At 55.5% G+C, this 21,373-nt stretch carries 20 protein-coding genes; 16 read left to right on the top strand and 4 right to left on the bottom strand.

Annotation, left to right across the window (positions count from 1 at the left end; translation table 11 throughout):
- The first annotated feature begins 48 nt into the window (after positions 1-48).
- The 5 genes from malE (at position 49) to HCH_RS02025 (ending at position 5,015) form a co-directional block, all read left to right on the top strand.
- Entirely contained in the window at positions 49-1,242 is a 1,194-nt protein-coding gene (gene malE / locus HCH_RS02005) for a maltose/maltodextrin ABC transporter substrate-binding protein MalE (RefSeq protein WP_011394427.1), read from the top strand.
- A gap of 140 nt (positions 1,243-1,382) precedes the next feature.
- Positions 1,383-2,933: a maltose ABC transporter permease MalF gene (gene malF / locus HCH_RS02010; protein ID WP_011394428.1), complete on the top strand. Its 1,551-nt coding sequence runs from the start codon at positions 1,383-1,385 to the stop codon at positions 2,931-2,933.
- Positions 2,934-2,943: 10 nt separating this feature from the next.
- Positions 2,944-3,834 (top strand): maltose ABC transporter permease MalG, encoded by an 891-nt coding sequence (gene malG / locus HCH_RS02015; protein ID WP_011394429.1) that lies wholly within the window; start codon positions 2,944-2,946, stop codon positions 3,832-3,834.
- A 156-nt stretch (positions 3,835-3,990) separates the two neighbouring features.
- Complete coding sequence (locus HCH_RS02020; protein WP_011394430.1) at positions 3,991-4,479, top strand: CC0125/CC1285 family lipoprotein; 489 nt, start codon at positions 3,991-3,993, stop codon at positions 4,477-4,479.
- Between the two features lie 257 nt (positions 4,480-4,736).
- Positions 4,737-5,015 carry an RNA recognition motif domain-containing protein gene (locus HCH_RS02025; protein WP_011394431.1) on the top strand — a complete coding sequence of 93 codons (279 nt, stop codon included), beginning with the start codon at positions 4,737-4,739 and terminating at the stop codon, positions 5,013-5,015.
- A 264-nt stretch (positions 5,016-5,279) separates the two neighbouring features.
- Here HCH_RS02025 and yjjX read toward each other — a convergent pair whose 3' ends face one another.
- Entirely contained in the window at positions 5,280-5,807 is a 528-nt protein-coding gene (gene yjjX, locus HCH_RS02030; RefSeq protein WP_041598360.1) for an inosine/xanthosine triphosphatase, read from the bottom strand.
- Positions 5,808-5,951: 144 nt separating this feature from the next.
- On the opposite strand from yjjX, the gene HCH_RS02035 reads away from it, so the two are divergent.
- On the top strand, positions 5,952-6,275 hold the full coding sequence (locus HCH_RS02035) for a TraR/DksA family transcriptional regulator (protein WP_011394434.1): 324 nt from the start codon (positions 5,952-5,954) through the stop codon (positions 6,273-6,275).
- A 24-nt stretch (positions 6,276-6,299) separates the two neighbouring features.
- On the opposite strand, the gene HCH_RS02040 is transcribed toward HCH_RS02035, so the two are convergent.
- Entirely contained in the window at positions 6,300-7,460 is a 1,161-nt protein-coding gene (locus tag HCH_RS02040; RefSeq protein ID WP_041598361.1) for a response regulator, read from the bottom strand.
- A gap of 204 nt (positions 7,461-7,664) precedes the next feature.
- Here HCH_RS02040 and HCH_RS32045 point away from each other — a divergent pair, with 204 nt between their 5' ends.
- From HCH_RS32045 to HCH_RS02055, 3 genes are all read left to right on the top strand, one after another.
- On the top strand, positions 7,665-8,894 hold the full coding sequence (locus tag HCH_RS32045) for a methyl-accepting chemotaxis protein (protein WP_083769695.1): 1,230 nt from the start codon (positions 7,665-7,667) through the stop codon (positions 8,892-8,894).
- Positions 8,895-8,969: 75 nt separating this feature from the next.
- Positions 8,970-9,272 carry an STAS domain-containing protein gene (locus HCH_RS02050; RefSeq protein ID WP_011394437.1) on the top strand — a complete coding sequence of 101 codons (303 nt, stop codon included), beginning with the start codon at positions 8,970-8,972 and terminating at the stop codon, positions 9,270-9,272.
- A gap of 29 nt (positions 9,273-9,301) precedes the next feature.
- The gene (locus HCH_RS02055) at positions 9,302-10,984 is read left to right on the top strand and encodes an ATP-binding SpoIIE family protein phosphatase (RefSeq protein ID WP_011394438.1); all 1,683 of its coding nucleotides are present in this window, start codon (positions 9,302-9,304) and stop codon (positions 10,982-10,984) included.
- Between the two features lie 27 nt (positions 10,985-11,011).
- On the opposite strand, the gene HCH_RS02060 is transcribed toward HCH_RS02055, so the two are convergent.
- Both HCH_RS02060 and HCH_RS02065 read right to left on the bottom strand, forming a co-directional pair.
- Positions 11,012-11,758: an MBL fold metallo-hydrolase gene (locus HCH_RS02060; protein WP_011394439.1), complete on the bottom strand. Its 747-nt coding sequence runs from the start codon at positions 11,756-11,758 to the stop codon at positions 11,012-11,014.
- Between the two features lie 99 nt (positions 11,759-11,857).
- Complete coding sequence (locus HCH_RS02065; RefSeq protein WP_041598362.1) at positions 11,858-12,508, bottom strand: hypothetical protein; 651 nt, start codon at positions 12,506-12,508, stop codon at positions 11,858-11,860.
- A gap of 286 nt (positions 12,509-12,794) precedes the next feature.
- Here HCH_RS02065 and HCH_RS02070 point away from each other — a divergent pair, with 286 nt between their 5' ends.
- The 7 genes from HCH_RS02070 to HCH_RS02100 all read left to right on the top strand — a co-directional run bounded on the left by HCH_RS02070 (position 12,795) and on the right by HCH_RS02100 (position 21,367).
- Entirely contained in the window at positions 12,795-13,157 is a 363-nt protein-coding gene (locus HCH_RS02070; protein ID WP_011394441.1) for a response regulator, read from the top strand.
- Positions 13,158-13,185: 28 nt separating this feature from the next.
- On the top strand, positions 13,186-15,273 hold the full coding sequence (locus tag HCH_RS02075; RefSeq protein ID WP_011394442.1) for a chemotaxis protein CheA: 2,088 nt from the start codon (positions 13,186-13,188) through the stop codon (positions 15,271-15,273).
- Positions 15,257-15,766 (top strand): chemotaxis protein CheW, encoded by a 510-nt coding sequence (locus HCH_RS02080; RefSeq protein WP_011394443.1) that lies wholly within the window; start codon positions 15,257-15,259, stop codon positions 15,764-15,766. Before HCH_RS02075 ends, HCH_RS02080 begins: the two co-directional genes overlap by 17 nt.
- 45 nt (positions 15,767-15,811) lie before the next feature.
- Positions 15,812-18,133 carry a methyl-accepting chemotaxis protein gene (locus HCH_RS02085; protein WP_011394444.1) on the top strand — a complete coding sequence of 774 codons (2,322 nt, stop codon included), beginning with the start codon at positions 15,812-15,814 and terminating at the stop codon, positions 18,131-18,133.
- Positions 18,134-18,225: 92 nt separating this feature from the next.
- Positions 18,226-20,556: a methyl-accepting chemotaxis protein gene (locus HCH_RS02090; protein ID WP_011394445.1), complete on the top strand. Its 2,331-nt coding sequence runs from the start codon at positions 18,226-18,228 to the stop codon at positions 20,554-20,556.
- A complete protein-coding gene (locus tag HCH_RS02095) occupies positions 20,556-21,071 on the top strand; it encodes a chemotaxis protein CheW (RefSeq protein WP_011394446.1) in 516 nt (171 codons plus the stop codon). Before HCH_RS02090 ends, HCH_RS02095 begins: the two co-directional genes overlap by 1 nt.
- Positions 21,068-21,367 carry an STAS domain-containing protein gene (locus tag HCH_RS02100; RefSeq protein WP_011394447.1) on the top strand — a complete coding sequence of 100 codons (300 nt, stop codon included), beginning with the start codon at positions 21,068-21,070 and terminating at the stop codon, positions 21,365-21,367. The genes HCH_RS02095 and HCH_RS02100 overlap by 4 nt, the downstream gene beginning before the upstream one ends.
- Positions 21,368-21,373: the final 6 nt, after the last annotated feature.

The raw sequence follows: 21,373 nt of genomic DNA on the forward strand, positions 1-21,373 counted from the left end.
CCCACATGGCTTGTGGACAACAACAATAACCCACAGAGAGGTAATACAATGAAAGCTTGGCGAAAGCTTGTCGGCTCAGTCGCAGCCTCATTGCTAGTGTCGGCCGGAGCGGTTTCGAGCGCGCAGGCCGATATTGAAGAAGGGAAACTGGTTGTCTGGATAAATGGCGACAAAGGTTATAACGGACTACAGCAAGTCGGCGATTGGTTTGCGAAAGATACCGGCATCGAGGTGAGCGTCGCCCACCCTGATAATGTCACTGATAAATTCCAACAGGCCGCCGCTACCGGCAACGGGCCTGATATTTTCATTTGGGCCCACGACCGTTTCGGCGAATGGGCGAAGTCCGGTTTGATCTCTCCCCTGAATCCTTCCAAGAAAATCAAAGACGAAACCGTCGATTTCACTTGGGACGCGGTGAGCTGGAACGGCAAAGTTTATGGTTATCCCATCGCGCTGGAAGCGGTCGGCCTGATTTACAACAAAGACCTGGTTCCCACTCCTCCCGCTACATTTGAAGACGTTATGGCGTTGGACAAAAAACTGGCGGCGGACGGCAAGCGCGCCATCCTGTGGGATTACAACAACACCTACTTTTCCTGGCCTCTGTTCGCTTCCAATGGCGGTTATCCCTTTAAAAAGAACGGCGCCGGCTATGACGTGAAGGACACTGGCGTCAACAACCCTGGCTCCAAAACCGCAGCGAACCTGATCAAGCAATTGATCGATCAGGGCATGATGCCGAAAGGCGCAGACTATGGCGTCATGGAGTCCAAGTTCAACAAGGGCGAAGTGGCCATGATGATCAATGGTCCCTGGGCCTGGGGCAACCTGAAGAAGAGTGGGATCAACTTTGGCGTGACCACCATTCCTTCCATCAATGGCGAGCCCGGCAAGCCTTTCACCGGCGTGCTGGCGGCGGCGATCAACTCCGCCAGTCCGAACAAAGAGCTGGCGATTGAGTTCATCGAGAACTACATGCTGAACCTGAAAGGCCTGAAGATGGTTAACGATGACGTGCCTCTGGGCGCGGTGGCCAACAAGGCCTTTATGAAGGAACTGTCCGTCGACCCGAATATCGCCGCCACCTTCAAGAATGCGGAAATGGGCGAGCCCATGCCGAACGTTCCTGAAATGGGCGCTTTCTGGTCCTCCATGGGGCCTGCGCTGCAGAACATCACCTCTGGCAGACAGACAGTGGATGAAGCGTTGGACATGGCGGCGAAGCGTATCATTCGCTAAGACCGTCAATCGGGTTCATGGATGAGCCCGCGGCCAACGCAAACACTTTCCGGTCCCGCCGGAATCGTTGCGACCTTTTTCGGCTAAGCCGGAACATGCACGACCATTATTGATCAGACGTAGCAATAGGGGCTATATACATGCTAACTCACGCCCTTTCGTCACCTGTTGTAGATAACAAGCGACCCATGACAAAAGCAGTTTTCAAGTGGGCGGCGGTCGGAGCCGTACTGTTATTGGCTCTTTATCTGACTGTCGCGCTATACGCCCAGAACCAGACCGCCTTCGCGCTGTTGTTTCTGGTGGTAATCGGTTCGGCCGCTTATATCTTCAGCAGTCCGAAAGCTTATGCACACCGCTATATTTATCCCTCCATCGCCGGCATGGTGGCGTTTATTATTTTTCCCCTGTTGTACACCGTCGGTATAGGTTTCACCAATTACAGCGCCAGTAATCTGTTGTCTCAGGAACGCGTTCTTGAGCAGCTGCTCAGCCAGCGTTTTCAGACGGGTGAAGAAAGATACGATTTTAAGCTCTATCCAACGGATGATAAGTTTGTCATGCGTCTGGAGAGCCCTGCCGGAGAAAGCTGGGCGTCCGCGCCATTCAGCTTCTCCGAACTGCAGAACAATGCATTGGCGGTGGCTCCCGCCGAGCAGGCGGCCCCGGATGCACAACCCCTGGCGATCAAAGACGTCATCAAGCTGAAAGAAGACCTGAAAAGCCTGTCCGTCAATATAGAGGGCGGCGCTTCCCTGAGTCTGGCGGGGCTGCGTAATTTCGCGCCCATGCAGTCGCTGTATGGCCTGCGCGACGACGGCAGTCTGGTGAACCAGCAGACCGGCGTGGTGTATGCGCCGAATCAGGACATCGGCTTCTACGAAGGCCCTCAGGGCGAAACCCTGTCCCCAGGCTGGACCGTCACCATCGGCTGGGAGAACTATGTGCAGGTGGTGACTGATCCCAGTATTCGCGGACCTTTCATTGAGATCTTCGTGTGGACGCTGGCGTTCGCCACCATGACCGTGCTGTTTACTCTGGCGGTGGGTCTGGTGCTGGCCAATATCCTGCAGTGGGATCAGCTCAAGGGCAAAGGCTTCTATCGCATGATGCTGATCCTGCCTTATGCGGTGCCCGCTTTTATTTCCATCCTGGTGTTCAAAGGGCTGTTCAACCAGAACTTCGGCGAGATCAACCTGGTGCTGGAGAATCTGTTTGGCGTGCGTCCGGACTGGTTCAGCGATCCGGCGTTGGCGCGCACCATGATACTGATCGTCAACACCTGGCTGGGCTATCCCTACATGATGCTGTTGTGCATGGGCCTGTTGCAGGCGATTCCCCGGGATCTGTATGAAGCCTCCGCCATGGACGGAGCCACGCCGCTGGATAATCTGTTCCGCATTACGCTGCCGCAGATCATCAAGCCGCTGATGCCGCTGCTGATCGCCAGCTTTGCATTCAACTTCAACAACTTCGTGTTGATCGCTCTGTTGACCGGCGGCGCGCCGGACATCATCGGCGCCACCACGCCGGCGGGCACCACCGACCTGCTGGTCAGCTATACCTACCGTATCGCTTTCCAGGATTCCGGACAGAACTTCGGTCTGGCGGCGGCGATCGCCACGGTGATCTTCATCCTGGTGGGTTCGCTGTCGCTGATCAACCTCAAGTTGTCCAAGATAAAGGTATAGGAGCGTTATTATGGCGATGGTGCAGCCGCGTTCAGTGCGCTATCGGGTCTGGGCGACCCACTTTGGACTGCTGTGTTTTATCGGGATCATCCTGTTCCCGCTGCTGATGGTGGTGTCGATCTCCTTCCGCACCGGCAACTTCGCAACCGGCAGTCTGCTGCCGGAGCATCCCTCTCTGGAACACTGGGCGTTGGCCCTGGGCATCCCCTATACCCAGGCGGACGGGACTGTATTGCAGCCGCCGTTCCCGGTGTTGTTATGGTTGTGGAACTCCATCAAGATCGCGGTGATCTCATCGGCGCTGATCCTGCTGCTGTCCACCACCAGCGCTTATGCGTTCGCCCGTCTGCGCTTCAAGTTCAAGGGCGTGATCCTGAAGTCCATGCTGATCTTCCAGATGTTCCCGCCGGTGCTGTCGCTGGTGGCGCTGTACGCCTTGTTTGATCAGATCGGCAACCACGTGAGCTGGCTCGGCATTGATACGCACGGCGCGGTGATTCTCGCTTCGCTGGGGGGCATGGCGCTGCATATCTGGACCATCAAGGGATATTTCGAATCCATCGACCGCTCCCTGGAGGAGGCCGCCATTGTCGACGGCGCCACCACCTGGCAGGCGTTCAGGTACATCCTGCTGCCACTGTCAGTGCCCATTTTGGCGGTGGTGTTCATTCTCGCTTTCGTCATGAACATCATGGAGTACCCGATCGCCTCCATCCTGCTGTTGGATGTGAACAACCTGACCCTGGCGGTGGGCGCTCAGCAGTATCTCTATGAGCAGAACTATTTGTGGGGAGATTTTGCGGCGGCGGCGGTGCTGTCCGGGCTTCCCATCACGCTGATTTTTCTTTATTGCCAGAAATGGATTGTGGGTGGACTCACTGCAGGTGGGGTGAAAGGGTAATCGCGCAATCATCCTCTCGTCTTCCAAATTATTCCTTGCGCGTACCCGGCCTCATGGCCGGGTCTTTTTTTGTGCGCCAGTCGAGATTTTCGAACTGGGTCTGAGTATTCCTCTCCCGCTGTGATAAATTGAATCTCCTGATAAGGAGATTCCCTAATGTTCCCGCGAATTTCGTTAATTATCGCAGCTTTATCTCTGACCGCCGGACTGGGCGGCTGCTCCGCATTTTCCAAACTGCCGGACTATATGGCGAAAGAAGACGGTCGTCCCCATGGTTATTCTGAAATTGCGTTGCCGGAAGGGGGATATCAGGTCAGTTATGAAACTTACAAGAAGTATGAACTGGTCGAAGTGGAAGAACTGGCCATTCGGCGCGCCGCAGAGTTATCGGTTGAGCAGGGCGCCAAAGGGTTTGATGTCGAGAAAACCCTGTGCTTCAAGGAATACCAATTTGATAACGTGCCGGAGCAGAATGCGTCAGGGCGCACTGTCACGCTGACTTCTGCGGCGGGTCCTGTTTCGGTGCCGGTGGATGAACCCAACTTCCCCGGTTATACCCGCACCTTTGAGGTGAGGAAGTGCTTACTTAAAATCAAGTTGCTGAAGGATCTGGACGCCCCTGGCGAAGGGGGCGGCGTAAGTTGACGCTGTCGTATGCGTCACGGGCGAATAAGGGCTGACGTCGGCGAAATGTCATCAATTGGAAATGGGAATGTTCCATAGTTAAATCATTTGACGTTTTGCCACTTTTGTTCCAGATTTGTATGCATTGTGCGCAGCCGCGAAAGCGGGCCTGCAACCGAATTAGCCAGCGGTTGGCTAGTCACTGACGATAATTGGAGCGTTTGGTTTTCGTCAGTGTGATTGCTACAGGCGCTCGTGACAAATAATGAGATGGTGAGATGAATATTTATGTTGGAAACCTGTCCTACCAGGTAACAGAAGACGATTTGCGGGAAGCGTTTGCGGCCTATGGCGATATCAGCAACGTCAATATCATCCGCGATAGAGATACCGGTCAATCCAAAGGGTTCGGTTTCGTGGAAATGTCCGACAACGGGCAGGCGGAAGAGGCGATTCAGAAGCTTAACGAAAGCAACCTGAAAGGCCGTAACATGAAAGTTAACGAGGCCCGTCCCCGGGAAGAAAAGCCAAAGCGTAATTTCAGACCTCGCCATTAATTTGTCATCGTAAGGAAAATAACCGCCTGCCAGGCATAGTCTGGCGGTGATTGTTATTCCTTGCTGAGCGATGCTTTGTAGCAGCCGCTTTCCCTCTCGTCATGGGTGGGAGAATGAGCCGCTAAGCGCGTCTTTTGCTTTTCCAAACCCGGCGTTGCGCCGGGTTTTGGCGGGTTTCTTTGTGTCGGCGAATTCATCGTATTTGCACGCCGATTTTTGCCTGATTCTGCTTTGTCAGAGTAAGGCCGTGCGGGAAGAGATGGATTAAGTCCGGACTTCGGGAAGCGTGAAGCGGGTCAGCGCCAGGATAAGCGTGTCTGCGTACAGGCTTTCGCGGCTGAGCAAGTCTCGGGTCAGCAGTCCGATTGCGCCTGTCTGTTGCTTGCTGTTCTGCGTTCCAAATAACCGGTCGTTGGCTTCTCCCAGCTCCATTCCCTGATCCATCATTTCGACGACGGCTTGTGGTAGCGGCAACGCTGCAGAGCGCGCGTAACTGATGTCGTCTCTGTGACCCACCGCCACCCAGGCGACGGCGAACAGTTGTGAGCGAATCCGGTCGACGCCGCCTTCAAAGCTCACCCAGTAATCCGCGGAAGGATGTACTTCCCGCGCCGCCTGCACCCGGTTCAAGGCGCCTTGCAGGGTTTCGTCGTCGGTGAGGGGTTGGGAAGCGACGCCGGATTCGGTTGGCGCGCCGATACACTGAATCTGCAAACCGGGAAAGCAGCGATTGAAGCCGTTGCGCGCCGCATTGACTTTGACCGGATTGACGGAGGCTACGATGACTTCCATAGACATCTCTCTGTTGAAACAAAATCGCAATTAAAACTTGTTGGTTTGCGACGAATCAAGCCATATATTCTGTTAAATGACATTCTTGCCAGGGAGAGCAATACCAGCCTGGGATACCACCGTAAGCATCGCGAAGGAGAGATTATGCAGCAGTCCCACATCAAGAACAGATTGTCCGAACACCTGTCTGTACTCATCACGCGTCTGGAAGACATCACCCGCGACCTCACGTCCGAGCATTCGGCGGATTCGGCGGAGCAGGCGCAGGAACGGGAGAACGACGACGTGCTGAATGCGCTTAAAGTCGAGACGGAAATCGAGATCAATCAGGTGAAAAAGGCCCTGCAACGGTTACAGCAGGGAGAGTATGGCGTCTGTGTCGCGTGCGGGGAGGATATTCCCGAATCCCGCCTGCAGGTATTGCCTTTCGCAGAGCTGTGCGTCAGTTGCGCCAGTAAGTCTGAATAACCGCTTCCCCGGCTTTATTTCCAATCACTCCAGGCTGAACTGCTCCAAGGCGCGGTTCAGTTTTTCGGGAGGCAGCTTCATAATCTCGGATATCTTCTGAATCAGTTGACGGTCCCCCGGATTGACCCGCAGACCCTGATGGAAGATGTCGTTGGTGGTGAAGATGGCGTTGTCGATGATCGACATAATGGAGTATTCCTGGTCTTCCGATAACCCTAATGTATTCAGAGCGAAGACCATTTGCTCGGCGGCGTTTTCGGTGGCGCTGATGATTTTATCCGCGACGTCCGCATAGCGCTTGTCGATATCCTCCAGCACTCTCTCCGCCTTGGACGTCAGTTGCTTGAGTATTTCCATCTGTAGTTCGGTGGTGCGGCGGTCGTCCAGCGCTTTCACCCGGCTGTCCATGCCCTGTACGAGATAGAACAGGTTATCCCGCAGACGTCCGCAGCGTTTTTCGTCCCCCAGCGGCATGTTTTTCACCAGCAGCGAGACTTGGTCGAAGTTGATGAACAGACGGCGTCCGGCGCTGTGCAATCGTCCCGCGTCCTGAAAGTGTCGCAGCAGACGGCTTTCCAGGTCCCGGGAGAGGCCATTGGGCTCCATGTTTTTTTCTTCGAAGCGACCGCGTATCTGCAAGCTGCAGCGCACGTCGTAATTATTCAGCGCCTGGAACAGCCGTTGTCCCAGCTCGTCGAAGTTGTTGCATTCGGCGGAGTCCAACAGGAAGTTGATATTGACGCCCATGTCGCCGCTGTCAGTCATGGCGGACATGGCGACATCATGAGTGAATTGTAATTGCGACTTGAGCTGACGGTTGGCGATCAGGTTGATGATGGCCTTGTTGATGCGGGCGATGAACTCTTCCGAAGGCGTGTTAGTGGGGATGACGTCGTCCGCCCCGGAGTTGAACAGCGCAATGGTGTCTTCGACACTGTTGTCTGAGGTCAGGCATATCAGTGGGGTATCGGCGATCTGCGTATCCTGACGCAACATGCCGAGGGTCATTTGCGCTTCTTTAAGGGGTTGCTCTATACAGAGAATGATCGCATGCCACTGGCCGCCGTTGATCTTTTCAATGGCGTCCTTCAGCTCGCTTTGTTGCAATTCCAGTAGGCTCAGGCTGGCTGTCTGCAGGGGCTCGGGTAGCGAGCCTATGACTAGACCTGCGTATTTCAAACCCATATGAAACTCCTTGCCGATGATCCGTATTCCGCTTTTTCGCATGGTTATCTCTGAAGCATAGCGCATTTTTCCGGGTTGGCTTTGATGCCGAAGCGTTGAACTTGGCGACCCTGCTTTATTTTGATCCAGGGCTATTTTTTAAACGGCGGCGGCAGGTTGTTCTATAGTTACTAAATCCACTTCTAACAGCTTTCCTGGAACCCTATGCTTGCAATGACACAGAACCTCATGGCGAAAGATCCAATCATATTGGCTGCCCTGGGAACAGGGATGGCGACGCTTTGCGCAGGCTGGCTGACGTCCGGATTGCTATCCGCCGGACTGTTTACGATATCCAGTTTGTCGTTTTTCGCCTCCTGCCTGATTTCCGACGGCAAGCAGAATGAAAGCAAAGGAGAGGAGGACCGGCAGCGACAGAGCAGCGAGCGCGATTTCCAGAACGCGGTGAAGGAAATCGACAATTACGCCAATGGGCAGTTGGCTTCCATCAGTTCGGATAATCGCGATCTGGCGGACACCATCAGTAACAACATCGAATTATTGGGGCAGGCGTTTGTTTCATTGAGCGAGCTGGCCAACCACCAGAATGAGCTGGCCAAAGAAATTTTCGAGCGGATGAAGGGCAAGAAGAGCGATCCCAAGAAAGTCGCCAGGCACGGCGGCAAAAATGAAATGATCGATGATAGTATCAGTATTGAGTTCTTCGCTAAATCCCTGGATCAGGTTATCGGAACCTATGTCGATCTGTTGGTCAGCGTCAGTGAGAAAAGCGTCAACGCGGTGCATCGCATAGAGGATATGGTCACTCACATCGACCAGATGTTCTCCCTGCTGGGCAATATTCAGGAAATCGCTGATCAGACTGATCTGCTGGCGCTCAACGCGGCCATTGAAGCAGCGCGAGCGGGAGAAGCCGGACGCGGCTTCGCGGTGGTGGCGGATGAGGTGCGACGTCTGTCGCGTACTTCCAGCGATCTCAATACGCAGATCAAGGACAAGGCCAACGAAACCAAAGACGCTATCAGCAAAGTGCGCGCGATTGTCGGGGATGTGGCTTCGCTGGACATGAAAGACGCTCTCAATGCGCGCAGCTACATCGATCAGATGCTTCACACCATGCGGGAAGTCAATGATGAAGTGAATGGCGCCGTGGGCCGCATGACTCAGCTGACCAAGGAAATTAAGCAGTCCGTGGATTCCAGCGTGCGCGGCCTGCAGTTTGGCGATATCGCCATGCAGACATGCAGCCGGATGATGGGGCGCCTGGAAGCGTTGAACAACGTCTTGCATTTACAGACGGAAGTCTGCGGTCAGAACGGCAAGTATGCGGATATCGCCAAGGTCAGAGAGCGACTGGGCTCCTTGCATAACGACACCAGCAAGCATGGCTCGACCAAAGCGGCGGAATCCGGCGCCGACATTGAACTGTTTTAATCCGGCGGACAAATAGCTTCCTTCTATGTTTGTCTGCAAACGATCAGTCAGATCAACCTCAGGGAACAGGGTGTTATGAGCATAGAAACCAAAATCACCTCGGACGGCTCCGCCGTCACTATCTACATTCGCGGGCGTTTTGATTTCAGCGTGGTGAATCAGTTCCGGGAGGCCTATGAGGCCTACAAGCAAAAGACGCATTTTTATATCGATATGCGCCAGACCGAGCATATGGACAGCTCGGCGCTGGGTATGTTGTTGAATATGCGCAGTTATCTGGGCTCCGATGCGGTCAAAATCGAAATCGTCAATTGCTCCCCCGGCATCCGTAAAATTCTGGAGATAGCGAAGTTTGACAAGAAGTTCGCCATTAGCTGAGCCATTGCGGCTTTGTGAGGGGGATGGATATGAATATTCTGGTGGTGGACGACGATATGTACAGTCGTCAACTCATGGGATTCGTATTGGAGGAAGGCGGTCACAAGTGCGAGTTTGCGGAGTCTGGCGAGCAGGCGCTGGAAATCTGGCGCGAGCAAGGCGCGGATGTGGTGCTCATGGATGTGCTGATGCCGGGCATGAATGGTTATGAAGCGGCGCGTATTATCAAGGCGGAAGCCGGACAGGACCATATCCCCATCGTTTTCCTGACCGCCCTGGATGATGACCGCGCCCTGGTGGAGTGTCTGTCCATCGGCGACGACTTTCTCGGCAAGCCGGTCAATTTCGTCACCTTGCAGGCGAAAATTCGCGCGCATTCGCGCACCCTGGCCCTGAATCGGCAGGTGGTGGAGCAGAACCGGGAGCTTGCGTACTTCCACACCAAGGTGCAGGCCGAGCACGAGATGACCCAGCACATCATGACGGCGGCGCTCAAACTCAGCGCCAAGGATGTGTACGGCATTCGCTATCATTGCACCGCCCGCTCCACCTTCAACGGCGATCTGGTGTTGCTGAAAGAAAAGCGCGACGGCGGCGCCTATGTGCTGGTGGGGGACTTCACCGGCCACGGGCTGGCGGCGTCCGTCGGTTCTATTCCCGTGGCGCAGGCGTTCAGCACGATGTGTGAGCGTAATCTCTCAGTGAGCGAGATTTCTCTGGAACTGAATAAAATACTGAGGCGCTTTCTGCCCCCCACCATGTTCTTCGCCGCCTGTCTGCTGGAGATCAACTCCACCCGCAGCAAAATCGAGTTGTGGGCCGGCGGGCTTCCGGACGCCTTTATCGTCAGCGGCGACAATAAGATTCGTCGAGTCATTCATTCCGCTCATATGCCCCTCGGGATTATGGAGATGGAGGAGTTTGAATCCTGGACGGAAACGATCTCCGTCACGGCGGAGGACCGTCTTTACATCTACACGGACGGCATCACTGAGTGTCCCAATATCGCCAATGAGATGTTTGGCGAAGAGCGCCTGCGGCAAGTGCTGGAATCTGGCGAGAATAACCTGTTTGACGCCCTGATCGCCGCGGTGCATGAATTTAATGACGATCCGGATTTACAGGATGATCTGTCCCTGGTGGAGTTGAAATGCGCGCCGCCGCCCGAGACGAAATATGAAACGCCCCCGGATGAGGAGTTGAAGGGGGAAGAGACGTCGCCTAAGTCCAATCTGCCGGAGTTTCAGTTGGAGTTGCACTGGGGGCCGGATCAACTGCGTGATTCCGACCCGCTTATGATATTGCGGCAGTGGTTGGGCAGCCACTCAGTCGTGCGTAACAGCAAGGAAGTAGTGTTCATGGTGCTGGCGGAGTTGTTCAATAATGCATTGGAACATGGCGTGTTGGGATTGTTGTCGTCACTGAAAGACGACGACGAAGGTTTTGACCGCTATTATCAGGAGCGCGGCGCCCGCCTGGAAAAACTGGAGGATGGTTACGTCAGGCTGCAGGTGCGTTTATCCAACACCCGTCCGGCGCGGATGATGGTGAGAGTCAGTGACAGCGGACCCGGCTTCTCCATCAAAGTAGAGGATCTGGATTGCAATGACGAGTCCTTCGGGCGCGGCTTGCCGCTTATCAAAGCGCTGTGCTCCGAGTTTGAGCTGGACGGAGAAAACGCTACCGTCAAAGCGCTGATTGAGTTGGATTGAACGCGTTGAGGCGACGCTTATGTCGCCTCAACGGTTAGCGGTGCGCAACGCCGAGCCGACTTCCAACTGTTCCAGCCAGTCCAGGAAGCGGCCCACATCGTCGTCTTTGAAAATGCGTCCGTGTTGCGGCGCCATGTACTTGATGTTCAGCCGCCGCACCCGGCTGATCCAATCATTCTTGGCGGTATTGGAAGGCATCCAGCGCTTGTGGAACAACTCCATATAGCGGGTGTGCTCCTTGAAATTCTCCACGAACAGCGGCGGTTGCCCCGGCTCCAGTGAGGCGCCGATGTCGCCGCTCATCAAAACCTTGAGTTCGGGGTCATAGACGTTGAAGTTGCCGGAAGAGTGCATGTAGTGGGCGGGAATAAACTGCAGATTGACGCCGTCCAGATCCAGCACGCCGCCCTCGTCCGGCAGCGCGACGTACTCAATGTGGCTCATGCCGAAATGGCGGATGAAGCCTTCCCATATCCAGGGCGCATGCAGGCGCGCTTTGGGCAGCGCCTGATCCCACAGTCCCAACGAAGAAATGATGTCAGGGTCCTGGTGGGAGGCGAACAAATCGGTGATTTCATGTATCGGCGCCCAGTCCAGCGCGCACGCCAGCATGGCGGAAAACAGCTCAATGCCGCCAGGCTCCAATATCAGCAAGCGGCGATCGGTGCGCACCATGTATTGATTGGTGTCGATGATTTTTTGGGGTTTGTCGGTATCTCGGCCGCAAATAATCCATTTATGGCGTTTGCCCTGCCATAGCGCTTCGGAATGCATGGACGCTGTTCTCCACCTGTCTGCTAAAGGAAACGCCATACCCGCGCGTTTCCGCGTTGTTGTCGTTCAACGCCCGCTGTGTTCCGAGGCTGGTCGGCGTCAGGTCAGCAGGCCCATCAGGCGCAGGCCGATTGCGATACGTTCGCTGATGCGTTCGGCCGCGTTTTCTATATTTTCAGCAATGGTGAACAGGGATTCCTGAAAGGGGCCCGCCCGGGACGCCTCGATACGGCAGTTGGCGACGATAGACTTGAGGGCGCGGGTGCAGTCCCTGATCTCGGTCAGTAGCTTACGTACGCTGCGATAGTAGCCGTTGGTTTGCTCTTCCAGTTGCGCCTGATCTTTCAGATTACGCTGCAGAATTTCACGCAACTCTTCCGATTTCGCCTGATTGGCGCGCATGGAGCGATTCAACGCCGAGGCGAACTTCTGTTGGTTCATCAGTTTGACGGCGCTGCGGGACAGCTCTCGGGAGGCGGCGCCGATATCCGCAGCGCAAACCATACTGCGGGAGGCGATTTCTTCGATGAATTGAGTGATTCCGCTGAAGCCTTGTCCCCATTCGCCGGCGCGGGCGGTAATGGCCTGAGCGTTCTTGGAGGAGATGGCGATGAGCTTGGCGTAATGAATCGTGCTTTTCAGTTCGCTGGCCAGCGTCGCCGAGGCGACGAAACGGGGAATGGAGCGGCCTTCGTACTGACGCACGAGATCGTCAATGTCTTCCTGTTTCAGCACATTGAGTTCAGCCATTATCACGGATCGTCCATTCCTGATCTTTTCTTCAATTAAAGCGGAAGTTTTCGCTTTTACAACTTGCTGAACCTTGCCGCAAAGCCTTTCGCGGCCCTTTAGTGACACCGGTGCGCCTCGCATTCTTCGCCCCTGTGATTTTTAAATATGCTGCTATGCTTTTATTTCAGGTTCCGGTTAAGTTTTGAGCCGTTATTCTGTTTGAGCCGTATAAGACAGTAACCTGGGTTAGTTCGGGAAACCTGACCGGTTTATTGCGCACATTCAAAAAAGTGTTGGGGATTATATGGCAAAGATACTCGCAGTGGATGATTCCGCCTCTATGCGCCAGATGGTGACGTTCACTCTCAAGGGAGCCGGGTACCAAGTTGATGAAGCCGCCAACGGGCAGGAAGCGCTGAGCAAAGCGAAGTCCGGCAAATATGATCTGGTGATCACCGACGTTAACATGCCCGTCATGGACGGCATCTCCCTGATCAAAAACCTTCGTGCGGAAGGCGCTTACAAATTCACCCCGTTGTTAATGCTGACCACGGAGTCCGGCGCGGATAAAAAAGCGGAAGGCAAAGCGGCGGGCGCCACAGGGTGGATCGTCAAACCATTCAACCCGGATCAACTGGTCGCCACGGTAAAAAAAGTCTTGGGATAACCGGCTGAAGCCGGCTTAGGAGAGACGCATGAGCATGGACCTCTCTCGCTTTCACGATGTCTTTTTTGAAGAAAGCTTTGAAGCCGTCAACACCATAGAGGCGAGCCTCTTGGAAGTGGATCTTGACGCGCCCGATCCTGAATCCATCAACATTATTTTCCGCGCCGCCCACTCCATAAAGGGGGGAAGCGCCACTTTCGGATTTTCCCAGGTGGCGGCCTACACCCATGTAATGGAAAACCTGCTCGACGAGGTCCGCGCCGGCAAACGCCGTCTGACCCAGCCCATCGTGGACGTGCTGTTGGAGTCCGTGGACGCCATGCGCCTGCTGTTGTCTTCCGCCAAAGCCAGTGAAAATATCCCCGAAGAGGAATTCACCCAGCACAAATCCAAGCTCGAAGCCATTTCCCAGGATCAAGCCTCGCTGACGACGTCCAACGCGGCCTTTACCGACAGCGGAGCAGCGCCGGCTGCGGAGTCGTTCGATGCGGATGATGGCGTCAGCGGTTGGCGCGTTGTGTTCACGCCGCATAAAGAAATGATGCAACGGGGCAATGACCCTTTGCGTCTGGCCAGGGAAGTCGCGGCGCTGGCGGAAGGCGACGCGGAGATTGAATGCGACCTCAGCGCGCTGCCGGACTGGGAGCATTTCGAGCCGCTTAACAGTTACCTGGGGTGGACTGTGAGGCTGCGTCGGCCAGTGGACAAAGCCCAGATCGACGACGCTTTCGCCTGGGTGGAAGACGAGTGCGACATGGCGATTGTGCCCATCCCCAAAGCGCAATCGGCGCCATCGCAACAGGCGATGGAAACCCTTGCGGAGCCTTCCGCCCCGGTGGATGAGCAGGCGCAAGCGTCGGATAAGGGAGCCAGTCCCGCTGCGAAGCAGAATAAGCCGGCTATGGTGGCGGAAAGTCAGTCCATCCGCGTCGATCTGGAAAAAGTGGATGCGCTGATCAATATGGTGGGCGAGCTGGTGATCACCCAGTCCATGTTGAACATGCTCAGCGAGGACGAAGCCTTGCAGGGTATGGAAAAGCTGTTGCAGGGATTGACCCAGTTGAAACGTCAGACCCGGGCGTTGCAAGAAGGCGTCATGCAAATTCGCATGCTGCCGATTTCCTTCTGTTTTAATCGCTTTCCGCGCATGGTGCGGGACTTGAGTCGACAACTGGGCAAAGACATTGAACTGATGCTCAGCGGAGAAAACACCGAAGTCGACAAAACCGTTATTGAAAAGATCACCGACCCCCTGGTGCATCTGGTGCGCAATAGCGTGGACCATGGCATTGAGAGTCCGGCGGACCGCACCGCCAAAGGCAAGCCCGAACATGGCTCCGTGTACCTTCGCGCGTACCATCAGGTCGGCAACATCGTGATCGAAGTGGAGGACGACGGCAAAGGCCTGGACCCGCAGGTGTTGCTGTCCAAAGCCAAGCGCAAGGGGCTGATCGCCGGCGACGCGATTCTCAGCGAAGCGCAGATTTTCGAGCTGATATTCCTGCCAGGCTTTTCCACCAAAGAGGAAGCCAGCGACCTGTCCGGCCGCGGCGTCGGCATGGACGTGGTGAAGCGCAATGTGCAAAGCCTCGGCGGCAGTATTCAGGTGGAGTCTGAACTGAATCGGCGTACGCGTTTCACTATACGGCTGCCTTTGACGCTCGCCATCATGGACGGTCAGCTGATTTCGCTGGGCGAAGAGCTTTACGTGATTCCGCTGGTGACCATCATTGAGTCCCTGCAACCCGACCCCTCCATGATCAACCGGGTGGCGGGAACCCATGAGACTATCAAACTGCGCGGCGCCTATCTGCCTGTATTGCGGTTATCGGAGGCCCTGGACGCCGCGCAGAACGAAAGCAAAAAATCCAAGCCGCTTACGGATGGCATTATTGTGATCGTTGAGCATGAAAGCCGACGTTTTGGCTTGTTTGTGGATGAGCTGCTCAGCCAGCAGCAAATCGTCATCAAATCCCTCGAAGAGAATTACCGCATGATACCGGGCGTATCGGCGGCCACGATTCTCGGAGACGGCAGAGTTGCGCTGATTCTGGATGTCAGCGGTCTGTCGCAACTGCAAAAAGATTCGGAAGTCAGCTATGCAGATGCAGGTTAAACAACCCCTTGAAGAAGAGCAGGATGCGGAGCATCAGGCGGAACAGGAAAATGAATATCTGACGTTCAGTCTGGCGGACGAAGAATACGCCGCGCCGATTATGCTGGTGAAGGAAATTCGCGCCTGGGAACCAGTGACGCGGGTGCCTTACGCAGAACCCTGGGAGTGCGGCTTGATCAACGTGCGCGGCGCTATCGTACCGATCATCGATCTGCGCAAACGTATCGGACTGACCAAACTGGAATACAACAAGCACACCGTCGTGGTGATGTTCGCTTTCGACTCCGGGGGAAGAGAACGGGTGCGCGGTGCCGTTATTGACGCGTTGAACGACGTGGTCCGCTTTCCCTCCAGCAAAATTCAACCCTCACCGGAATTACGCAAACGCAAAGCGACGCAATTCGCTCAAGGCGTGGTCGAGTATGACGGACGCATGATCGTCATGTTGGACTTGATCCGAGCTTTGGGAATGGAAGTGGAGAAAACCGCGTGAGAGCCGGACGGGAACAACAATAACCTTAGGATATCGGGGAAGGACATGACGTTAAAGCGTACTTTATGGCTTGCTGGCGTAGCTGTTATCGCCATTTTCGCTGTAATTGTGATGGTTCTGGTGGTGCAGAACCGTTCCACGGTTTCCAACCAGGAGCAAGTAGAAAGGCTGACGGAAGTGGTTCGGGTGATGGGCAACCTGGACATGCGACGGGAAGGCGTGCGCGGAGCCACTTATAACTACGCCTATGGCGTGGAAACGGCGAATCAGCCTGTGCAGGAAGAAGCGCGCCGGGATTACGCAAATTTTGAAACAGCGATACGGAGGAACGTGGAGGCCGTGGTGAATACCCATGTGTCAGAGAAGGTGTCTGACGCTATGAAGGCCGCGATTCCCAGCGTCGACGCCTTTCTCGCTGCGGCCAATCAGGTGATGCAAAGCGGCGATGTCGCCACATTGCACGCTAAAACGCCGGTATTCGCTCGCGAGTTTGATGCGTTGGAGACGCGTACGTTGGCGATGAAGGATCTGCTGAAAGCGGAGCGTGACAGTATCCTGCAGGGTAATCGTCAAGAGATCAGCACGGCTTTCGCAACCGTGCTGGGCATTGTCTGTGTGGGGCTGACTATTATCGGCGTTGGTCTCTGGCGCTTCGGTCATAACCTTCTGTCGACCCTGGGAGAAGAGCCGGCAGTGCTGGAAAACGCCGCCGTCACTATCAGCGCTGGCGATCTGGAAGCGCAGATGACGCAGGCGGGCGGAGTCTACGGAAAGCTGCGGGAAATGCGCGATGAATTGAAGCAGCGCATTGAGCAGGACCGTCAGCAATTGATTATCACCACCCGGTTGAAACAGGCCATAGAAACCACTTCCACTGCTTTAATGGTGGCGGATGAGAACTTCAATATCGTTTACGCCAACCCCGCTGTGAAGAGAGTGTTAAAAGACGCGGAGGTGCAAATCAAGAAGAAACTGCCGCATTTCAACGCTGACAAAATGGAAGGCGTCTGCATCGACAGTTTCCATCGCGATCCCTCTCATCAACATCGTTTGCTCAGGGAATTGCGTCGGCCTTATGACGCCAGTCTGCAGCTGGGCGACGCCTATTTTGACCTGACCGCAGGCGCAATCCGCAATGAAGCCGGGGAGATTCTGGGCTTTGTGGTGGAATGGCGCGACATGACCGTGCAGGTGAATACAGAGAGAGAGGTGCAGCGCATCGTGGAGTCGGCGCGCAGAGGCGATCTGAGCCTGAAAGTGGAGCTGGAAGGCAAGAAAGGCTTTTTTCTATCGCTGGGAGAAGGTCTGAATGCCTTGGTGGATGTGATGGATGACGTTCTCGGCGATATCGGTCAAGTCATGGAGGCGTTGTCGGAAGGCGAGCTGCAGAGACGCATGCGGGACGATCATGAAGGACGCTTCGCCGCCCTGGCGGAGGCTGTGAACGGCAGCATGGTGCGCATGGATAATATCGTCACCCAACTGATTCAGAGCAGTGATTCCGTGAAGGCGTCCAACCAGGAAATCTCCACCGGCAACAACCAGCTCTCCGAAAGAACGGAAAAACAAAGCTCCAGCCTGGAGGAGACCGCCTCCAGCATTGAGGAACTGTCCAGTAACGTCAGCAATACGGCGGACAACGCGCGGCAGGCGGATCAATTGTCCAGCCTCACCCGCAATACGGCCTCGGAAGGCGGCGAAGTCACGCAGCGGGCGGTGAAGTCGATGCGCGAGATCAACGAAGCCAGCCGCAAGATCGCCGAGATTATCGGCGTCATCGACGATATCGCCTTTCAGACCAATCTGCTCGCCCTCAACGCTTCGGTGGAGGCGGCGCGCGCCGGCGAACAGGGGCGGGGGTTCGCGGTGGTGGCGACGGAAGTGCGCAATCTGGCTCAGCGCAGCGCCACCTCGGCGAAAGAAATCAAAGATCTGATCGAAGACAGCGTCAAGAAAGTGCAGGCGGGCTCCAGCCTGGTGGATGAGTCCGGCAAGAAGCTGGAAGAAATTATTGGCAACGTGAAAAAAGTGGCGGATTTAATCTCCGATATCGCGGCGGCGACGGAAGAGCAAAGTTCCGGTTTGGATCAAGTCAACCAGGCGGTGATGGAGCTGGATGAAATCACCCAGCAAAACGCCGCTCTGGCGGAGGAAACGGCGTCCTCAGCCGAGTCCTCGCTGGAAAGCGTGGAACAAATGGCGCAATTGATGTCTTTCTTCAAAGTGCGTGGGGGGGAGGGAAGCGCCCCGATAAGGAAGCCAAAGCCTAAACTGGCGCCGGCGCCTGAACAGGCTGCGCGACAACCCAGGCAGCCTGCCGGCAAGCCGAAAACGGAAGGCGGAGAGGATGACTGGGAAGTGTTCTAAAAGTCATGGCTCCACAGGAAATGCGGAGGCGGCCCAGATAACGCCTAAAACGATAACCCCTTTATGACAGACGCTGCTCTGAGGACCGAATCATGACTCTAAAGCGTACGCTGTGGTTGGCTTTAATTCTCCTCACGTTGGTATTTGCTGTAATTATCATTGTTCTGGTGGGACAGAGGTCCGCCAACGACGCTAATCAAAGTCAAATGGAGGCCGTGGTCACCGCCGTGCGCGCAGCAGGGGATCTGGATATGCGTCATGACGGCATTCGAGGCGTTGTGTATCAGTACGCCTATGGGATGACGGAAGGTCGCGCCAGCGATATGCAGTTGGCCCGGAATGACTTTGTCGAGCATGAGTCGGCCATGCGTAGTGATATCGAGGTGATTCTGAAATCAAGTATTTCAACGGCGGTGGGGGAGGCGCTGGAAAACGTCAAACCGGATGTTGAGCATTATTTCTCTACGGCAAAAGCGGTTCTGGGCAGCCCAACACTCACCAGTGTTGAAACTAACGCGTTGAAATTTCAAGAATCGTTTGAGGTGTTGGAGGAAAAGCTGGGCGCGCTGAGCGAACTGATTGAAGGCCGCACTACCAGCATTGGCGAGACGAACCATGCTGAATTGAATCGCACCTTTACCATTGTCCTGGCGGTGGTGCTGGCGGGTTTGTTTGGCGGGGCGTTTGGTATCTGGCGCTTTCGTAAATGGCTGTTTAACGTGCTTGGCGGAGAGCCTCTCGAGTTACAAAACATTGCTGGCGCAGTCTCTGAAGGGCGTCTGGATGAAGCCATGGAGGAGCGTCCAGGGATATACGGGCGTCTGTTGGCGATGCGCAATATGTTGCGTGAGCAAAGAACGCGGGATCAGGCCCAGATGGTGCGCATGTCGCGCCTTCAGCAAGCCATAGAGACCGCCAGCGTGGGGCTGATGGTGGCCGACGAAGAGTTCAAAATCACATACATGAACCCAGCTGTGACGCAGGCATTGAAGAATGCGGAGCCGGAGATTCGTAAACGTTTACCGCAGTTCAACGCCGACAACCTGATCGGCGAGTGCATCGATGTGTTTCACAAAAATCCCGAGCATCAGCGTCGCCTGCTGACGCAGCTCAACAAGCCTCATGACGCCCGATTGCAACTGGGCGACGCCTACTTTGATCTGACGGCGGGGACGATCCGCGACAAACAGGGCGCCATCCTTGGCTTCGTAGTGCAGTGGAGCGACATCAGTTCGCAAATGGCTATTGAACGCGAAGTGCAGGAAATGGTCGAGAAGGCCAAGCTTGGAGATCTCAAGAAGCGTATTGGTCTGGAAGGCAAAGAAGGCTTTGTGCGCACGCTGGCGGAAGGCCTGAATGAACTGGTTGGCGTGATCGATCTGGTGCTGGAGGATATTCGAGAAGTCATGCAGCGGTTGGCGGAAGGTGAACTGCAAGGGCGCATGCGTGATGATTACCAGGGCGGCTATGACGATCTGGCGCAGGCCGCCAACTCCAGTATGGAGCGTCTGGACAGCATTATGCGTCAGCTGATCGACAGCAGCGACAGTGTGCGTTCGTCTAACCAGGAAATCTCCAGCGGCAATAACCAACTCTCGGAGCGCACCGAAAAGCAAAGCTCCAGCCTGGAGGAAACCGCCTCCAGCATCGAAGAACTATCCAGCAATGTGCGCAACACGGCGGATAACGCCCGTCAGGCGGATCAGTTGTCCAACCTCGCCAGAGACGCCGCCGCCACCGGGGGCGAAGTCACCAAGCGCACAGTGGCGTCCATGGGCGAGATCAATGAAGCCAGCCGCAAAATTGCGGAAATTATCGGGGTGATCGACGACATCGCGTTCCAGACCAACCTGCTGGCGCTGAACGCCTCAGTGGAGGCGGCCCGCGCTGGCGACCAGGGACGGGGGTTTGCGGTAGTGGCGACGGAAGTGCGTAATCTGGCCCAGCGTAGCGCGACCTCCGCGCGGGAGATTAAGGATCTCATCGAAGACAGTGTGAAGAAAGTGCAGGCGGGTTCGAAGCTGGTGGATGAGTCCGGCAAGAACCTGGATGAAATCATCCTGCATGTGAAGAAAGTCAGCGATTTAATTTCCGATATCGCGGCGGCGACGGAGGAACAAAGTTCAGGGCTGGCGCAGGTCAACAAAGCGGTCATGGAGCTGGATGAAATTACCCAGCAAAACGCGGCGCTGGCGGAAGAAACTGCGTCCTCAGCGGAGTCTTCCCTGGATAGTGTTGAGCAGATGGTGCAGTTAATGTCGTTCTTTAAAGTCGATGGCGGTCAGGGCGCTGCTGTGAGCGCGCCCAAAGCGGCGTCGCGAGTGAAAGCGGCGCCTGAACCCGTAGCCGGAAAGGCGTCTAAACCAGCATCCAAACCCGCGTCCAAGGCGGAGTCTGGGGATGAGGATTGGGAAGTGTTCTGATGGATAAGCGACAGAATGCGCAGCAGAGCGCGGACAATAACCTGCAATTTCTGACCTTCTGGCTGGGAGAGGAGTCCTATGGGCTTGATATCCTGCGCGTGAGGGAGATTCGGGGCTGGAACAAACCACGGGAAATCCCCAATGTGCCCAAGTACATCAAGGGCGTCATCGACTTTCGCGGCGGTATCGTGCCCATCGTCGATCTGCGGGTGCGCTTCGCGCTGCCCAAGGCGGATTACGACCGTGAGACGGTGGTGATCATCGTCTCCGTGGAGTTGGACAAGGCCGACGGAGCGGAGCATCACACCATGGGCATGGTGGTGGATCGGGTGGCGGACGTCATGGATGTGGCGGAAAAGGATATCAAGGCGCGTCCGCAACTGGGGTCCAAGCTCGATACCCGCTATCTCACTGGCGTCGTTAACCGCAATGAAGGCATGGTGGTGCTGATCGATGTGGATAAACTACTCGATCCGGAAACATTCACCCAGATGGAATCCTGGAGCAAGGAATGAGTGAACAGCATGAAGCTATTAAGGCCGGCGCAATCAAGTTGCCGGGCGCTTTTTCCATCAGCTCGGTGGAGAAAGTATACGAACAAGTGAATAACGCGCCTGCGACGCAACGCATCAAGTTCGATGGCGCGGAGGTGGAAGTCATGGACGCGGCGGCGCTGCAACTGCTGCTGGCGGTGCAAAAACGACAGCTCAGCCATGGCGGCGGCATCGACTGGCTGGAAGCGTCGGACTACATGAAGCAGGTAGTGCGCTTGCTGTCACTGCAGGCGCAACTGCCTGGGCTGGCGGATTGAAGGAAG

This window comes from Hahella chejuensis KCTC 2396 (genome assembly GCF_000012985.1).
Classification (GTDB): Bacteria; Pseudomonadota; Gammaproteobacteria; order Pseudomonadales; family Oleiphilaceae; genus Hahella; species Hahella chejuensis.

Coding starts and splice junctions, on each gene's coding strand:
- HCH_RS02060 (WP_011394439.1), bottom strand. CDS start 11,758: ATGCATTCCGAAGCGCTATGGCAGGGCAAACGCCATAAATGGATTATT.
- HCH_RS02050 (WP_011394437.1), top strand. CDS start 8,970: ATGAGCATAGAAACCAAAATCACCTCGGACGGCTCCGCCGTCACTATC.
- HCH_RS02055 (WP_011394438.1), top strand. CDS start 9,302: ATGAATATTCTGGTGGTGGACGACGATATGTACAGTCGTCAACTCATG.
- HCH_RS02100 (WP_011394447.1), top strand. CDS start 21,068: ATGAGTGAACAGCATGAAGCTATTAAGGCCGGCGCAATCAAGTTGCCG.
- HCH_RS02025 (WP_011394431.1), top strand. CDS start 4,737: ATGAATATTTATGTTGGAAACCTGTCCTACCAGGTAACAGAAGACGAT.
- HCH_RS02070 (WP_011394441.1), top strand. CDS start 12,795: ATGGCAAAGATACTCGCAGTGGATGATTCCGCCTCTATGCGCCAGATG.
- yjjX (WP_041598360.1), bottom strand. CDS start 5,807: ATGGAAGTCATCGTAGCCTCCGTCAATCCGGTCAAAGTCAATGCGGCG.
- HCH_RS02020 (WP_011394430.1), top strand. CDS start 3,991: ATGTTCCCGCGAATTTCGTTAATTATCGCAGCTTTATCTCTGACCGCC.
- HCH_RS02065 (WP_041598362.1), bottom strand. CDS start 12,508: ATGGCTGAACTCAATGTGCTGAAACAGGAAGACATTGACGATCTCGTG.
- HCH_RS02085 (WP_011394444.1), top strand. CDS start 15,812: ATGACGTTAAAGCGTACTTTATGGCTTGCTGGCGTAGCTGTTATCGCC.
- HCH_RS02040 (WP_041598361.1), bottom strand. CDS start 7,460: ATGGGTTTGAAATACGCAGGTCTAGTCATAGGCTCGCTACCCGAGCCC.
- HCH_RS02075 (WP_011394442.1), top strand. CDS start 13,186: ATGAGCATGGACCTCTCTCGCTTTCACGATGTCTTTTTTGAAGAAAGC.
- HCH_RS32045 (WP_083769695.1), top strand. CDS start 7,665: ATGCTTGCAATGACACAGAACCTCATGGCGAAAGATCCAATCATATTG.
- malE (WP_011394427.1), top strand. CDS start 49: ATGAAAGCTTGGCGAAAGCTTGTCGGCTCAGTCGCAGCCTCATTGCTA.
- HCH_RS02080 (WP_011394443.1), top strand. CDS start 15,257: ATGCAGATGCAGGTTAAACAACCCCTTGAAGAAGAGCAGGATGCGGAG.
- HCH_RS02095 (WP_011394446.1), top strand. CDS start 20,556: ATGGATAAGCGACAGAATGCGCAGCAGAGCGCGGACAATAACCTGCAA.
- malF (WP_011394428.1), top strand. CDS start 1,383: ATGCTAACTCACGCCCTTTCGTCACCTGTTGTAGATAACAAGCGACCC.
- malG (WP_011394429.1), top strand. CDS start 2,944: ATGGCGATGGTGCAGCCGCGTTCAGTGCGCTATCGGGTCTGGGCGACC.
- HCH_RS02035 (WP_011394434.1), top strand. CDS start 5,952: ATGCAGCAGTCCCACATCAAGAACAGATTGTCCGAACACCTGTCTGTA.
- HCH_RS02090 (WP_011394445.1), top strand. CDS start 18,226: ATGACTCTAAAGCGTACGCTGTGGTTGGCTTTAATTCTCCTCACGTTG.